At 70.3% G+C, this 14,240-nt stretch carries 13 protein-coding genes; 10 read left to right on the top strand and 3 right to left on the bottom strand.

Annotated elements, in window-relative coordinates:
• Positions 1–7 precede the first annotated feature (7 nt).
• The 7 genes from mutY (at position 8) to aroC (ending at position 7,222) form a co-directional block, all read left to right on the top strand.
• Positions 8–1,093 (top strand): A/G-specific adenine glycosylase, encoded by a 1,086-nt coding sequence (gene mutY, locus GVO57_RS02820; protein ID WP_233281445.1) that lies wholly within the window; start codon positions 8–10, stop codon positions 1,091–1,093.
• Positions 1,071–2,396 (top strand): serine hydrolase domain-containing protein, encoded by a 1,326-nt coding sequence (locus GVO57_RS02815; protein WP_160591664.1) that lies wholly within the window; start codon positions 1,071–1,073, stop codon positions 2,394–2,396. The genes mutY and GVO57_RS02815 overlap by 23 nt, the downstream gene beginning before the upstream one ends.
• Complete coding sequence (nudC, locus tag GVO57_RS02810; protein WP_407695703.1) at positions 2,396–3,310, top strand: NAD(+) diphosphatase; 915 nt, start codon at positions 2,396–2,398, stop codon at positions 3,308–3,310. Before GVO57_RS02815 ends, nudC begins: the two co-directional genes overlap by 1 nt.
• A 111-nt stretch (positions 3,311–3,421) precedes the next feature.
• Positions 3,422–4,339 (top strand): DnaJ C-terminal domain-containing protein, encoded by a 918-nt coding sequence (locus GVO57_RS02805; RefSeq protein ID WP_160591662.1) that lies wholly within the window; start codon positions 3,422–3,424, stop codon positions 4,337–4,339.
• 6 nt (positions 4,340–4,345) lie between these two features.
• Positions 4,346–5,335: a YihY/virulence factor BrkB family protein gene (locus GVO57_RS02800; RefSeq protein WP_160591660.1), complete on the top strand. Its 990-nt coding sequence runs from the start codon at positions 4,346–4,348 to the stop codon at positions 5,333–5,335.
• Positions 5,332–6,135 (top strand): enoyl-ACP reductase FabI, encoded by an 804-nt coding sequence (gene fabI / locus GVO57_RS02795; RefSeq protein WP_160591658.1) that lies wholly within the window; start codon positions 5,332–5,334, stop codon positions 6,133–6,135. Before GVO57_RS02800 ends, fabI begins: the two co-directional genes overlap by 4 nt.
• A 19-nt stretch (positions 6,136–6,154) precedes the next feature.
• Positions 6,155–7,222: a chorismate synthase gene (aroC, locus tag GVO57_RS02790; protein ID WP_160591656.1), complete on the top strand. Its 1,068-nt coding sequence runs from the start codon at positions 6,155–6,157 to the stop codon at positions 7,220–7,222.
• Between the two features lie 54 nt (positions 7,223–7,276).
• Here the strand turns inward: aroC and GVO57_RS02785 are convergent, their stop codons facing one another.
• Both GVO57_RS02785 and GVO57_RS02780 read right to left on the bottom strand, forming a co-directional pair.
• Positions 7,277–8,140, bottom strand: a complete 864-nt coding sequence (locus GVO57_RS02785; RefSeq protein WP_160591654.1) for an LOG family protein — start codon at positions 8,138–8,140, stop codon at positions 7,277–7,279.
• 63 nt (positions 8,141–8,203) lie between these two features.
• Positions 8,204–8,875, bottom strand: coding sequence for an extensin family protein (locus GVO57_RS02780; RefSeq protein WP_233281443.1), 672 nt, complete (start codon positions 8,873–8,875; stop codon positions 8,204–8,206).
• A 186-nt stretch (positions 8,876–9,061) separates the two neighbouring features.
• On the opposite strand from GVO57_RS02780, the gene GVO57_RS02775 reads away from it, so the two are divergent.
• The 3 genes from GVO57_RS02775 to GVO57_RS02765 all read left to right on the top strand — a co-directional run bounded on the left by GVO57_RS02775 (position 9,062) and on the right by GVO57_RS02765 (position 13,163).
• A complete protein-coding gene (locus GVO57_RS02775) occupies positions 9,062–10,255 on the top strand; it encodes a phosphoserine transaminase (protein ID WP_160591652.1) in 1,194 nt (397 codons plus the stop codon).
• An 82-nt stretch (positions 10,256–10,337) separates the two neighbouring features.
• On the top strand, positions 10,338–11,918 hold the full coding sequence (serA, locus tag GVO57_RS02770; RefSeq protein WP_160591650.1) for a phosphoglycerate dehydrogenase: 1,581 nt from the start codon (positions 10,338–10,340) through the stop codon (positions 11,916–11,918).
• A 132-nt stretch (positions 11,919–12,050) separates the two neighbouring features.
• The gene (locus tag GVO57_RS02765; protein ID WP_160591648.1) at positions 12,051–13,163 is read left to right on the top strand and encodes an ATP phosphoribosyltransferase regulatory subunit; all 1,113 of its coding nucleotides are present in this window, start codon (positions 12,051–12,053) and stop codon (positions 13,161–13,163) included.
• A 13-nt stretch (positions 13,164–13,176) separates the two neighbouring features.
• Here GVO57_RS02765 and GVO57_RS02760 read toward each other — a convergent pair whose 3' ends face one another.
• Positions 13,177–14,058 (bottom strand): alpha/beta hydrolase, encoded by an 882-nt coding sequence (locus tag GVO57_RS02760; protein WP_160591646.1) that lies wholly within the window; start codon positions 14,056–14,058, stop codon positions 13,177–13,179.
• Positions 14,059–14,240 lie beyond the last annotated feature (182 nt).

The following is a 14,240-nucleotide window of genomic DNA, read 5'->3' as shown; positions in this document are numbered from 1 at the left end:
CGGGGGCGTGATCGCGCCCGACCTTCTTGACTGGTATGACCGGCATGCCCGCCGCCTGCCCTGGCGCAGCCCGCCCGGCACGCCGCCGCCCGATCCCTACCGGGTGTGGCTGTCCGAAATCATGCTGCAGCAGACGACGGTGGCCGCCGCCGCGCCCTATTTCGCGCGGTTCACCGCCCGCTGGCCGACCGTCGCCGATCTGGCCGCTACCGAGGACGCCGAGCTGATGGCCGCATGGGCGGGGCTTGGCTATTATGCGCGGGCGCGCAACCTGCTTGCCTGCGCGCGGGCGGTGATGGCCGATCATGGCGGCGTGTTCCCCGCGACCGAACAGGGGCTGCGCGCGCTGCCGGGGATCGGGCCTTATACGGCGGCGGCGATCGCCGCGATCGCGTTCGGGCAGGCCGCGACCGTTGTCGACGGCAATGTCGAACGGGTGATCGCGCGGCTGTTCGCGCTCGACCGGCCGATCGCCCAGGCCAAGCCCGAGATCCGCGATCACGCCGCGCGCCTGACCCCGGCGGTGCGGCCGGGCGATTATGCGCAGGCGATGATGGATCTGGGGGCCACCATCTGCACGCCGCGCAACCCGGCCTGTGCGATCTGCCCGGTGCGTCGGGCCTGCGCCGCTGCGGCGACGGGCGATCCGGCCCGCTATCCGGTGCGCGCGGCAAAGCCGGTGCGGCCGCACCGCCACGGCATCGGGTTTTTCGCCGTGGCGGAGGATCATCTGCTGCTGGTGCGGCGGCCGCCAAAGGGGCTGCTGGCGGGCATGCGCGCGCTGCCGGTCAGCGACTGGGGCGATCCGGCGGATGCCGGTGCGCGGCTGGCCCAGGCGCCGCTCACCGCGCGCTGGACGCTGCGCGCGCCGCCGGTGCGCCATGTCTTCACGCATTTCTCGCTCGACCTCGATGTGGCGGTGGCGCGGCTCGACAGGCGTTGCGCGCTGCCGCCGGGCGGGGAATGGTGGCCGCTGGCCGAACTGGACCGAGCGGGCCTGCCCAGCCTGTTTGCCAAGGCGGCGCGGCTGGCTGTCACGGGGCTGGCGGTTACCGGGAAGGACGAAGGGGATGATGATGGCGAACAGGCCTGACCTGTCGGGGTTTGACCGGCGCGGCTTTCTGGGCGGCGCGGCGCGGCTGGGGGCCGGGGCGGTGGCGGCCGGGCTGGCGGGGCCGGCCTTTGCGGCAGTCGAGCCGGTTCCCGCCGTCTGGCGCGGCGTCCATGCGCTCATCGGCCGCTATGTCGGGCAGAAGACGCTGCCCGGCGCCGCCGCCGCGGTCGCGCGCGGCACCGGGGCCGCCTATTTCCTGAGCGCGGGGACGCTGGCGCGCGGGTCGGCGGCGGATGTCGGCCCGGACACGCTTTACCGCATCTATTCGATGACCAAGCCCGTGACCGGGATCGCGGCGATGATGCTGGTCGAGGACGGGCGGCTGGGGCTTGATCAGAACATCGCCGATTTCATTCCGGGCTTTGCCAGCCCGCGCGTGCTGGTCGATCCGGCAGCCGGGCTGGACAGCCGCCCGGCGCAGGGGCCGATCACCGTCCGCCATCTGCTGACCCACACGGCGGGCCTTGGCTATACCATCGTCACCAAGGGGCCGCTGCGCGACGCCTATTTCCGGCTCGGCCTGACGCCGTTTGCCGTCAGCCGGCTGAAGCTGCCCGACCAGCCCGAAGCCGTGCCCGCGCCCAGCCTGGCCGAGTTTGCCGACCGGCTGGCGACGCTGCCGCTGATCGCCGATCCGGGCACGCGGTGGAGCTATTCGGTGTCGCTCGACCTGCTCGGCCGGGTGATCGAGCTGGCCTCGGGCATGGCGTTCGACGCGTTTCTGGACGCGCGGCTGTTCCGCCCGCTTGGCATGTCGAGCAGCTTTTTCACCGTTCCCGCAGCCGAGCTGCCGCGGCTGGTGACCAATTACTATCTGACCGATCGGGCCGAGCTGCCGATCGATGGCGGGCGGAGCAGCGTGTTTGCCGACAAGCCGGCCTTTCCCTTTGGCGGATCCGGGCTGGTCACCAGCCCGCGCGACTATGACCGGTTCCTGCAGATGCTGGCGGGTGAGGGCGCGATCGGCGATGTGCGGGTGATGCGCCCGGAAACCGCGCGGCTCGCCATGTCGAACCTGCTGCCCGACGGCGCATCGACCGCCGGCACCAATGTCGCGGGCCAGGGGTTTGGCGCGGGCGGGCGGGTGACGCTGGCGGCGACGCCGGCGGCAGCCGGCCTGGGTTCGGGGCCTGGGACGTTCGGCTGGGGCGGCGCTGCGGCGACCGTCGCCTTTGTCGACCGGGCGCGCGGCGTGCGCGCCAGCGGCTTTGCCCAATATATGCCCGACACCCGGCACCGCTTCACGCGCGAGTTCATCGCCGCCGTCTATGAAGGACTGTGATGTCCATGCTTGCTGATCATCAGCCCGGTTTCACCGGCTCCCCGCTCGACCGGGCGGACCGGCTGCGCGCCGATGCCGAGGCGCTGGCCGCGGCGATGGCCGACTGGCGGGCGCGGCTGCTGCGCCTCGACGGGATCGATCCGGTGCTGTCCCCCGACGGGCTGCTCGACTGGGGCAGCCTGGCCGAAGCCGATGAGACGGCGGAGCTGCTGCTGCTTGGCCTGATCGATGGCCGGCCCCATTTCGTCGCGCTCGATTACGCGCTGCCCGAGGCGGCGACCCGGTCGCCGGCGATTTTCCGCATGCTCGACCTGCTGCCCGCCAGCGAGGCGGCGACCTATGCAGCCGCGCGCAGCCTGATCGACTGGCATCTGCGCCACCGGTTCTGCGCGCGCTGCGGCAGCGGCGACAGCCGGATCGTGCGCGCCGGCTGGGGGCGCAAATGCGATGCCTGCGGCACCGAAAGCTATCCGCGCGTCGATCCGGTGGTCATCATGCTCGCCGAACATGACGGGCGGGTGCTGGTCGGCCGCCAGCCGCGCTACCCCAAGGGCCGTTATTCGGCGCTGGCGGGCTTTGTCGAACCCGGCGAGAGCATCGAGGAGGCGGTGGCCCGCGAGCTGTGGGAGGAAGCCGGGCTGCGGGTGCGCGACGTCCGCTATGTGACCAGCCAGCCCTGGCCGTTCCCCTCGTCGCTGATGATCGCCTGTGTCGCCACCGCCGATTCGCCCGAGCTGGTGCTCGACACCGAGGAGCTGGAAGATGCTTTCTGGGTCGACCGGGCGGGCGTCGCGGCGGCGATGAACGCAGGTGTCGGGGCTGGGCGGGCGGCATCCGATGCGCCGTTCATCGCCCCGCCGCCCTATGCGATCGCCCACAGCCTGTTCCGCTGGTGGCTGGACCGGGGCGGCTGACGCGGCAGACCGGCCGGCGGGTCTTGCCGGGGCGGGCCCGGCGACCCATGTTTGTGTTGCATAAATACAACATCATTTTATCTGATGTGCTGAAGGACAACGGACAAGCAGATGGCGGGTGATCCCTATTCGGTGCTGGGCGTGGCGCGCGGCGCGAGCGAGGCCGAGATCAAAAAGGCCTATCGCACGCTGGCCAAGGAGCTGCATCCCGACCGCAACAGCGATAATCCCAAGGCGGCCGAGCGGTTCGCGCAGGTGACGGCCGCCTATGACCTGCTGGGCGACAAGGACAAGCGCGCCCGCTTCGACCGGGGCGAGATCGATCCCGACGGCAATCCGACCCAGCCGTTCGGCTATGGCGCGGGACGCGGCGGGTTCCGCCCGGGCAATGGCCAGGCCGGGTTCGGCGGCGACAATGGCGATTTCGGCGACATCTTCGAAGGGCTGTTCGGCCGCATGGGCGGCGGCTTCACGCGCGGCTTTGGCGGGCGCGCGGCCCCGCCGGCCAAGGGCGCCGACATGACCTACCGGCTGCAGGTGCCGTTCGAGGATGCCGCGATCCTGAAGCCGCAGCGGATCACGCTTGGCGACGGCAAGACCATCGACCTGAAGCTGCCGGCCGGCGTCGAGACCGGCACCCAGATGCGCCTGGCCGGCAAGGGCGAGCCGGGGCCGGGCGGGCCGGGCGATGCGATGGTGACGGTCGAGATCCAGCCGCACCGTTTTTTCACGCGCGACGGCGACAATATCCGGCTCGACCTGCCGGTGACGCTGACCGAGGCGGTCGAGGGGGCCAAGGTCAAGGTGCCGACCGCCGATGGCGCGGTGATGCTGGCCATTCCGCCCGGCTCCAGCTCGGGCCGGGTGCTGCGCCTGAAAGGCAAGGGCTTCCACAAAAAGGGCGGCGAGCGCGGTGACCAGCTGGTCACGCTGATGATCCAGCTGCCGGCCGAGGATGCCGAGCTCAAGGCCTTTGTCGCCGGCTGGGAACCGGGGCGGCGCAACCCGCGCAGCGCGCTGGGCGTCTAGCCTCTGATGGACGCGGGGGCGGAGATCGAGCGTGCCGAGGCACCGGCCCCGCAAACGCCCGAGGCGCGCCGCCGCCGGCTGGTGCGCGCCGGCCAGCGGGTGGACCGCACGCTCGCCCGGCTCGGCCCCGGATCGCGGGTCCGCATCGTGCTGGCGCGGGCGGCATCGGGCATCTGGAACGATGGTTTCATCCATGCCGGCAACATCGCCTATCTGACGCTGCTGACGCTGTTTCCCTTTTTCATCATGCTGGCCGCCATCGGCGAGGCGCTGGGCCGCGACGCCGCCACCCGGGCGGCGGTCGTCCAGTTTCTGGGCCAGGTGCCGCCGGCGGTCGCCGCGACGCTGCGCCAGCCGATCGCCGAAGTGCTGGGCGCGCGCAGCGGCGGGCTGCTGTGGATCGGCGCGCTCGCCGGGCTGTGGAGCGTCGGCGGCTTCATCGCGACGCTCAAGGACATTCTCTACCGTGCTTACGGCGTGCGTTCGGCCGCGACCTTCTGGATGGCGCGGCTGCGATATACGGCGATCACGCTCGCCTCGGTGCTGCTGGTTCTGGTCTCGTTCCTGCTGCAGGCGGCGCTGACTGCGGCTGAACAGCTGATCATGCGCTGGCTGCCCTTTGCCGATCAGGGGCTGGTCTGGCTGCTCAGCGCGTCGCGCGCGGTGCCGGGGCTGGTGATCTTTGCCGCTTTCTATCTGCTTTTCTACGTGATGACGCCCGGTGCCTTCCGCACCGGTTCCCCCAAATGGCCGGGACCGGCCTTCATCGCCATCTGGTGGCTGGCGGTCACCGCGCTGCTGCCGCGCGTGCTCGGTCTGCTCGGCGGCTATGACCTGACCTATGGCAGCCTGGCCGGGGTGATCATCGCGCTGATCTATTTCTTCACCCTCGGCCTTGGCGTGGTGTTCGCCGCCCATCTGAACGCCGCACTGGCGGAAGTTCCGCAAGACGCGCTAAGGGGAGCCGCTTTGACGCAGCCAAAGGACGATATGTGACTGGTCTGATGCATGGCAAACGCGGGCTCATCATGGGCCTGGCCAATGACCGTTCGCTGGCATGGGGCATTGCCCGCAAGCTGAGCGAAGCCGGCGCCGAGCTGGCCTTTTCCTATCAGGGCGAGGCGCTGGAGAAGCGCGTCCGCCCGCTGGCCGAGCAGCTGGGCTCCGATTTCCTGATCGACTGCGACGTGTCGGACATGGCCGCGCTCGACCAGGCGTTCGACACGCTGGCCGCGCGCTGGCCGACGATCGATTTCGTCGTCCATGCGATCGGCTTTTCCGACAAGAACGAGCTGCGCGGCAAGTTCGTCGACACCAGCCTCGACAACTTCCTGCTGACGATGAACATCAGCGCCTACAGCTTCGTCGCGGTGGCGCGGCGCGCGCGCGCGATGATGCCCGAAGGCGGGTCGCTGCTGACGCTCAGCTATTATGGCGCGGAAAAGGTCATCCCGCATTACAATGTCATGGGCGTGGCCAAGGCGGCGCTCGAGACCAGCGTCAAATATCTGGCGATGGACCTGGGACCGGAGAATATCCGCGTCAACGCCATCTCGGCCGGGCCGATCAAGACGCTCGCCGCGTCGGGCATCGGCGATTTCCGCTACATCATGAAGTGGAACGAGCTGAACGCGCCGCTGCGCCGCAACGTGACCATCGAGGATGTCGGCGGCGCGGGGCTGTATCTGCTCAGCGACCTGGCCTCGGGCGTCACCGGCGAGACGCATCATGTCGATGCCGGCTATAACGTCATCGGCATGAAGGCCGAGGACGCGCCCGACATCGCGCTGGCCTGAGCGGCGGCGGGCCGGGGGGATGAGCGTCAACAGCTTCGGGCGGATGTTCCGCTTCACCAGCTGGGGTGAATCGCACGGCCCGGCGCTGGGCGCGGTGGTCGATGGCTGCCCGCCGGGGCTGGCGCTGGCCGAGGCCGACATCCAGCCCTGGCTCGACCGGCGGCGGCCCGGCCAGTCGCGCTTCACCACCCAGCGGCAGGAGCCGGATGCGGTGCGCATCCTGTCGGGCGTCTATGAAGGGCGGACGACCGGCACCCCGATCAGCCTGATGATCGACAATGTCGACCAGCGCTCGCGCGATTATGCCGAGGTCGCCCGCGCCTATCGCCCCGGCCATGCCGATTACGCCTATGACGCCAAATATGGCCTGCGCGATCCGCGCGGCGGCGGCCGGTCCTCGGCGCGCGAGACGGCGGCGCGGGTGGCGGCGGGCGCGGTGGCGCGGCTCGTCATTCCCGAAGTCCGCATCCGCGCTTGGGTGAGTGAGCTGGGCGGCGATGCGGCGACGGCGTTCGACGATGCCGAGATCGACGCCAATCCGTTTTTCTGCCCCGACGCCGCGGCGGCGGCGCGCTGGGAAGCGATGGTCGATGCCGCGCGCAAGGCGGGATCGTCGCTGGGCGCGGTCGTGACGTGCGAGGCGGTGGGCGTGCCCGCCGGCTGGGGCGCGCCGCTTTATGCCAAGCTGGATGCCGAGCTCGCCGGGGCGATGATGTCGATCAATGCGGTCAAGGGCGTCGAGATCGGCGACGGCTTTGCCGCCGCGCGGCTGAGCGGCGAGAGCAATGCCGATGCGATGCGCCCCGGGCCGGACGGGCAGCCCGTCTTTGCCAGCAACCATGCCGGCGGGATTGCCGGCGGCATAGCCACCGGCCAGCCGGTCAGGCTGCGCGTCGCGTTCAAGCCCACCAGTTCGATCCTGACGCCGGTCGATACGGTGACCCCGGCGGGCGACGCCACGCAGATCGCGACGCGCGGCCGCCATGATCCGTGCGTCGGCATCCGCGGCGTGCCGGTCGTCGAAGCGATGATGGCACTGGTGCTTGCCGACCAGAAGCTGCTGCACCGCGCCCAGACGGGACGCTGATATCAGGGTTCGCTGATGCGAACCCATGCACCTCCCGCCCGGCTTCACCGGCGATCAGCAGTCGCCGCGCCACCAGTTGCAGACAAACTCCCAGCCTTCCTCGGCGGTTTCCACATAGTGGAACAGCTTCAGGTCCTTGTGGGCAATCACGCCTTCATCGGCGAGCGCTTCGAAGTTAATCACCTTGTCCCAGAATTCGCGGCCATAGAGCAGCACCGGAATCGGCTGCACCTTGCCCGTCTGCATCAGCGTCAGCAGCTCGAAGAATTCGTCGAACGTGCCGAAGCCGCCGGGGAACACCGCGACCGCGCGGGCGCGCAGCAGGAAATGCATCTTGCGCAGCGCGAAATAGTGGAACTGGAAGCTCAGCCCCGGCGTCACATAGGGGTTGGGCGTCTGTTCGTGCGGCAGCACGATGTTGAGGCCGACCGATTCCCGCCCGACATCCTGCGCGCCGCGATTGGCCGCTTCCATGATCGACGGGCCGCCGCCCGAACACACGACGAACTGGTGCCGCCCGGCCGTGTCGGCGGGGGTGCCGCTGGCCAGCTGCGCCAGCTGGCGCGCGACATCGTAATAGCGCGACTTGGCGGCCAGCCGTTCGGCAATGGCGCGGCTGCGCGCATCGGTGGCCTTGTCGACCATGGCCTGGGCCTTGTCCGGCTCGGGGATGCGGGCCGAGCCGTAGAACACGAAGGTCGAGCCGATGCCGGCCTCGTCGAGCAGCAGCTCGGGCTTCAGCAGTTCGAGCTGGAACCGCACCGGACGCAGATCCTCGCGCAGCAGGAACTCATGGTCCTGGAACGCCAGCCGATAGGCCGGGTGCGCGGTCTGCGGGGTCTGGGTGAAGTGGCGGGCGGCTTCTGCCTCTTCGGAGGCCGGCGGGAAGACGCGGGATGGAACGCGAGTGTCTGTCATCCGGGGCATGTAGCGACCCTGGGGGACAAAGGCAAAGGCGGGCATGCGCAGCGCCCGGCGCGGTCAGCGGCAGAACGGACCCCGGCCCATGTCGAGATGCAGATGATCGGCGTGAAGCGCGTTATATTCGGGGCTGAGGACGGTCGCGAAACGCTTGCAGGCCGAGGCATGGATCGCGGCCAGAAAGGCGCGCACCTGCGGGTCGCGCGACCGCCAGTCGGCCTTGATGCTGATCCGGCGGCCATCGGCGAGCACAAAGGCGGCGATGTCGACCGCATTGGCCTGGGCATGTTCGGAGCGCCGCCCGGCCTGTGCGCCGTTGATGTTGCGGCAGGCATAGCTGCCATAGCTTTCGACCCGTGCCAGTTCGGTGCCGAAATAGACGCGCGCCGCCGCGCCGACGCCGTGGCGCAGCCAGCCGGCAAAGGCGCGGGCGAGCGGGCAGCGCATCGGGCCGAGATTGGACACCGGCACGCTCGCTTGGTCGAGCCGGACGCTGCCATAGGCCGAACAGCCCTGGCCATGATCGCGGTCGGGCAGTGGCGTCACCCGCGCGCCGATGGTCGCCAGATCGGCCAGGCATTGGCGGATCTCGGGCGAATCGATGCCCGACGGGCGCGCGGGTGCCGCCGGTTCCCGGCGGGGCGTGCGGTCACCGCCCGCGCAGCCGACGACCGCCGCGCAGAGCAATGCCACGCCCAGCCGTTTCGATACCCCGCGCATTGGCCCGCCCATGGCGCTGATTATCGGCCCGAAAGCCGCCCGCGCCAAGCGCCGTCGCCGCGCCCGGCCGCAGATCTGCGCCGGCACGGCCCGGCCGCGCGCGGGGCATCGCCGGATTGACTTCCCCCGTTTCGTCCCTAAACCCAGCGGCGGGCCACGCCGTCCCAACGCGGCGCGTGCTCTCTGCGAGGAGAGTTTATGACTGTGACCGATACTGCCCCGACACCCGGAATCCGTCCCGCCGCTGCCGACAAGCCCGCGGAACGCCCGGCCCGCCCGTTTTTCTCGTCCGGACCCTGCGCAAAGCCCCCCGGCTGGTCGACTGATCGGCTGGCGACCGAGGTGCTCGGCCGTTCGCACCGCTCGAAGCTGGGCAAGGCGCGGCTGGCGCATGCGATCGACCTGACCCGCCACATCCTGCGCGTTCCCGACACCCACCGCATCGGCATCGTTCCGGCTTCGGATACCGGCGCGGTCGAAATGGCGATGTGGTCGCTGCTCGGCGCGCGGCCGGTGACGCTGCTGGCCTGGGAAAGCTTTGGCGAGGGCTGGGTGACCGATGCGGTCAAGCAGCTGCGCCTCGACCCGACCGTCCACAAGGCACCGTATGGTGCGCTGCCCGATCTGGGCGCGGTCGATTTCAGCCATGACGTCATCTTCACCTGGAACGGCACGACCTCGGGCGTGCGGGTTCCGGACGGCGACTGGATTCCGGCCGACCGCCAGGGCCTGACCATCGCCGATTCGACCAGCGCGGTGTTCGCCATGGACCTGCCCTGGGACAAGATCGACGTCTGCACCTATAGCTGGCAGAAGGTGCTGGGCGGCGAGGGCGGGCACGGCGTGCTGATCCTCGGCCCGCGCGCGGTCGAACGGCTGGAAAGCCATGTCCCGGCCTGGCCGCTGCCCAAGATCTTCCGCATGACCAAGGGCGGCAAGCTGATCGAGGGCATCTTCACCGGCGAGACGATCAACACCCCGTCGATGCTGGCGGTCGAGGATTATATCTTCGCGCTCGAATGGGCCGATGGTCTGGGCGGGCTGGATGCGCTGATCGCGCGCACCAACGCCAATGCCGCCGCGCTCGACGCCATCGTCGCCGCGCGGCCATGGCTCGATCATCTGGCGGTCGATCCGGCCACCCGCTCGACCACCTCGGTGTGCCTGAAGTTCGCCGATTCAGCGGTCGCCGGGTTGGACGAGGCCGGGCAGGCGGCTCTGGTCAAGAAACTGGCCGGGCTGCTCGAGGCCGAAGGTGCGGCCTATGACATTGCCGGCTATCGCGACGCGCCGCCGGGCCTGCGCATCTGGTGCGGGGCGACCGTCGACACCGCCGACATCGTCGCGCTCGGCCCCTGGCTCGACTGGGCCTGGGCGCAGCTTCGCCCCTGACCGGCAGGCGCGGCGACGGGCCGCGCCTCCCCCTCCTGTTCGCCGCGTTTCCCCTTGGCATCCCCTGCAAAGGCCATGACCCATGCCCAAAGTCCTGATTTCCGACAAAATGGATCCCCGCGCCGCCGCGATCTTCCGTGAACGCGGCATCACCGTCGATGAACGCCCCGGCCTCAGCCGCGACGAACTGATCGCGATCATCGGCGATTATGACGGCCTTGCCATCCGCTCGGCCACCAAGGTGACCAAGGACGTGCTCGCCGCCGCCACCCAGATGAAGGTGGTCGGCCGCGCCGGCATCGGCGTCGACAATGTCGACATCCCCGCCGCCTCGGCGCGCGGCGTCGTCGTCATGAACACGCCGTTCGGCAACTCGATCACCACGGCGGAACATGCGATCGCGCTGATGTTCGCGCTCGCCCGCCAGCTGCCCGAGGCCGATGCCTCCACCCAGGCCGGCAAATGGGAAAAGAACCGGTTCATGGGGGTCGAGCTGACCGCCAAGACCCTTGGCCTGATCGGCTGCGGCAATATCGGCTCGATCGTCGCGGATCGCGCCATCGGCCTCAAGATGAAGGTCATCGCCTTCGATCCGTTCCTGTCGGTCGAGCGCGCGCGCGAGCTGGGCGTGGAAAAGGTGACGCTCGACGAGCTGCTGGCGCGCGCCGATTTCATCACCCTGCACACCCCGCTGACCGACCAGACGCGCAACATCCTGTCGCGCGACAATCTGGCGCGCACCAAGAAGGGCGTGCGCATCGTCAACTGCGCGCGGGGCGGGCTGATCGACGAGGCCGCGCTCAAGGACGCGCTCGATTCGGGCCATGTCGCGGGGGCCGCGCTCGACGTGTTCGTCGAGGAACCGGCCACCGCCTCGCCGCTGTTCGGCACGCCGGGCTTTGTCTCGACGCCGCATCTGGGCGCGTCGACCAGCGAGGCGCAGATCAATGTCGCGATCCAGGTCGCCGAGCAGATGGCGGACTATCTGCTGACCGGCGCGGTCACCAACGCGCTCAACATGCCCTCCGTCTCGGCCGAGGATGCGCCCCGGCTGCGGCCCTATATGGCGCTGGCTGAAAAGCTGGGCAGCCTGGTCGGCCAGCTGGCGCATGATGCGCTGTCGGGCATTTCGATCGAGGTCGAGGGCGCGGCTGCCGACCTCAATCAGAAGCCGATCACCGGGGCGGTGCTGGCCGGGCTGATGCGCGTCTATTCGGACACGGTGAACATGGTGAACGCGCCGTTCCTGGCCAAGGAACGCGGCCTCGACGTGCGCGAGATCCGCCATGACCGGGAGGGCGATTATCACACGCTGCTGCGCGTGTCGGTGCGCACCAGCGAGGGAGAAAAATCGGTCGCCGGCACGCTGTTTGGCGACAGCAACCCCCGGCTGGTCGAGCTGTTCGGCATCAAGGTCGAGGCCGATCTGGCCGGCCATATGCTCTATGTCGTCAACGAGGACGCGCCGGGGTTCATCGGCCGCATCGGCACCGCGCTTGGCGATGCCGGGGTCAACATCGGCACCTTCCATCTCGGCCGCCGCGCGGCGGGGGGCGAGGCGGTGCTGCTGCTGTCGCTCGACAGCGGCGTTGACGAGACGCTGCTCGCGGCGCTGCGCGGCCTGCCCGGCGTGCGCAAGGTGATGGCGCTGCATTTCGGCTGATCCCGGCTGACGGGCGGCATGCGGGCGGGGGCGGCGGCTTGTCGAACCCCGCCCGCCACACTAGAGCGGCGGGCATTCCGGCCGCCGGGCCTGACCGCATCCGGCGCGCCCGCCCTGCCGAGACCGACCGACATGACCCACGCTCTTCTTCCCGAAGGTCTGCGCGACCGCCTGCCGCCCGAAGCCGAAGCTGCCGCCGCGATCCTGCGCGCCGCGCTCGATGCAGTGGCCGGCCATGGCTATGAACGGGTCGCGCCGCCGCTGGCCGAGTTCGAGGAATCGCTGGTCGGCCGGCTGAAATCGGCATCTGCCCGCGATCTGCTGCGCGTCGTCGACCCCGTGTCGCAGCGCACGCTGGCGCTGCGCCCCGACATCACCACCCAGGTCGGCCGCATCGCCACCACGCGCATGGCGCACCGCGCCCGGCCGCTGCGGCTGAGCTATGGCGGGCCGGTGATGAAGCTGCGCGCGACCCAGCTGCGCCCCGAACGCGAAATGACCCAGCTGGGTGCCGAGCTGATCGGCCGCGATTCGGCGGCGGCGGCGGCGGAAATCGCGGTGGTCGCCATCGAGGCGCTGGCCGCCGCGGGCGCGCCGCGCATCACCATCGATCTGACCTTGCCCGATCTGGTCGATGTGCTGGCCGCCGGGCCGCTGCCGCTTGCCCCGGTCGATATCGCGCGGGTGCGCTGCCTGCTCGATGCCAAGGATGCCGGCGGGCTGGTGGCGGCCGGTGCCCATGCCTATCTGCCGCTGATCGAGGCGGCCGGGCCTTTTGCCGAGGCGGTGACGCGGCTGCGCGCGATCGATGCCGACGGCGCGCTGGCCACGCGGCTGGCCGCGCTCGAACAGATTGCCGCGCGCATCGGCGATGCCGCGCAGATCACCCTCGACCCGACCGAGCGGCACGGCTTTGAATATCAGAGCTGGCTGGGCTTTTCGCTGTTCGTCGACGGGCTGGCCGGCGAAATCGGGCGCGGCGGCACCTATACGATCCTGAGCGATACCGGGTGCGAGGAGCCGGCGGTCGGCTTTTCCATCTATCCCGATCCGCTGATCGAGCGGGTGGCGCGCACTGCGGCCGATCACCGGCTGTTCCTGCCGCTCGGCCATGATCAGGCGGCGGCGGAGGCGATGCGCGCCCAGGGCTGGTCGACGGTCGCCGCGCTCGATGCACGCTGCGACGCGCGGGCGCTTGGCTGTTCGCACGTGCTGGACGGCGCGGCGGCGGTGCCGCTCGGCTGACCCGCCGGGTCGTTCAGCCGCTGAGCAGCTGATCCAGAAACGCATCGATCTGCGCGGTCGCGGGATCGAGCGGCTTGCCGATGTCGTCGTTCAGCCGGACATGGCTGGTCCCGGCCACCGGCTGGACATAGACCGGGCCTGCCCCGGCGCGCACCAGATCGCGCGCCAGCGCGCGACATTGCCAGCCGCTGCCCGGATTGGCGACATCGTGCAGCATCAGCCACCCCGCCGCATTGGGCGCGCCGGCATGGGCAAGCGGCGACAGCGCCCATTGCCGGGCCGGATCGTCGCCGAATGCCGGGCGGAAAAACGCGTCGATCGCGCCGCCGCGCGCGCCGGTCCCCAGCACTGCGGTGACGTCGAGCGCCGCCGGATCGAGGAGGATGACGCCGCGCACCGCGCCGAGCGGAACGCCCGCCCCTTCGAGCCATGCGGGGTCGGCACCCAGCATCGCCGCCAGATGGCCGCCCGAACTGTGGCCGATCAGCACGATGCGGTTGCCATCGATGCCCGGCATCCGCGCCAGCCGCGCGACCGCGCCCGCAATCTCGGCCAGCTGGTCCTCGACCCGCACCGTGCCGACAAAGCGGTAGCCGATGGTCGCATAGGCATGGCCGGTGCGGGTGAAATGTTCGGCCTGGCTGCCTTCGCCCGCCGCCGGGGTGCCGGCGCTCCACCCGCCGCCATGCAGATAGACGATCAGCGGCCGTTTCGCAGCGCCGCGCCGGAACAGGCCGATGGTCTGGCGCGGATCGGGGCCATAGGAGATGCGCGTGAGCGTCAGCGGGGCTGCGACCAGCCGGGGCGCGCCCGTCCGGTCAGCGATGTTGGGCGTCGCCCCCAGCAGCAGCCCCGCCGCCACGATCAGGCCGATCCAGTCCATCCGCCGTGCCATCGCCCCCGTGCCATCGTCCCCGTGCTACTGGCGGTCGTCATGCGCCCCGGGCCGCCGCGCCGCCATTTGCCCAGGATAGCGCGGGGCGGGGCGCTGTCGCCCATCGTGCTGCCGGGCCCAAAGAGGCTGGACCCGGCGGGCCGGCTTCTCTACGCGACGCCGGGTCTGCTGGAGGATGAGAC

It is taken from the genome of Sphingomonas changnyeongensis, from assembly GCF_009913435.1.
Taxonomy (GTDB): domain Bacteria; phylum Pseudomonadota; class Alphaproteobacteria; order Sphingomonadales; family Sphingomonadaceae; genus Sphingomonas_B; species Sphingomonas_B changnyeongensis.
The sequence above is the reverse complement of the archived record's forward strand: the minus strand, read 5'-3'. Positions and strand labels throughout refer to the sequence as shown.

Excerpts from the sequence above, each read along its gene's own strand:
- serA (WP_160591650.1), top strand. The coding sequence starts at position 10,338 with ATGCCCAAAGTCCTGATTTCCGACAAAATGGATCCCCGCGCCGCCGCG.
- GVO57_RS02785 (WP_160591654.1), bottom strand. The coding sequence starts at position 8,140 with ATGACAGACACTCGCGTTCCATCCCGCGTCTTCCCGCCGGCCTCCGAA.
- GVO57_RS02760 (WP_160591646.1), bottom strand. The coding sequence starts at position 14,058 with ATGGCACGGCGGATGGACTGGATCGGCCTGATCGTGGCGGCGGGGCTG.
- GVO57_RS02780 (WP_233281443.1), bottom strand. The coding sequence starts at position 8,875 with ATGGGCGGGCCAATGCGCGGGGTATCGAAACGGCTGGGCGTGGCATTG.
- GVO57_RS02805 (WP_160591662.1), top strand. The coding sequence starts at position 3,422 with ATGGCGGGTGATCCCTATTCGGTGCTGGGCGTGGCGCGCGGCGCGAGC.
- nudC (WP_407695703.1), top strand. The coding sequence starts at position 2,396 with ATGTCCATGCTTGCTGATCATCAGCCCGGTTTCACCGGCTCCCCGCTC.
- GVO57_RS02800 (WP_160591660.1), top strand. The coding sequence starts at position 4,346 with ATGGACGCGGGGGCGGAGATCGAGCGTGCCGAGGCACCGGCCCCGCAA.
- GVO57_RS02775 (WP_160591652.1), top strand. The coding sequence starts at position 9,062 with ATGACTGTGACCGATACTGCCCCGACACCCGGAATCCGTCCCGCCGCT.
- GVO57_RS02815 (WP_160591664.1), top strand. The coding sequence starts at position 1,071 with ATGATGATGGCGAACAGGCCTGACCTGTCGGGGTTTGACCGGCGCGGC.
- GVO57_RS02765 (WP_160591648.1), top strand. The coding sequence starts at position 12,051 with ATGACCCACGCTCTTCTTCCCGAAGGTCTGCGCGACCGCCTGCCGCCC.
- aroC (WP_160591656.1), top strand. The coding sequence starts at position 6,155 with ATGAGCGTCAACAGCTTCGGGCGGATGTTCCGCTTCACCAGCTGGGGT.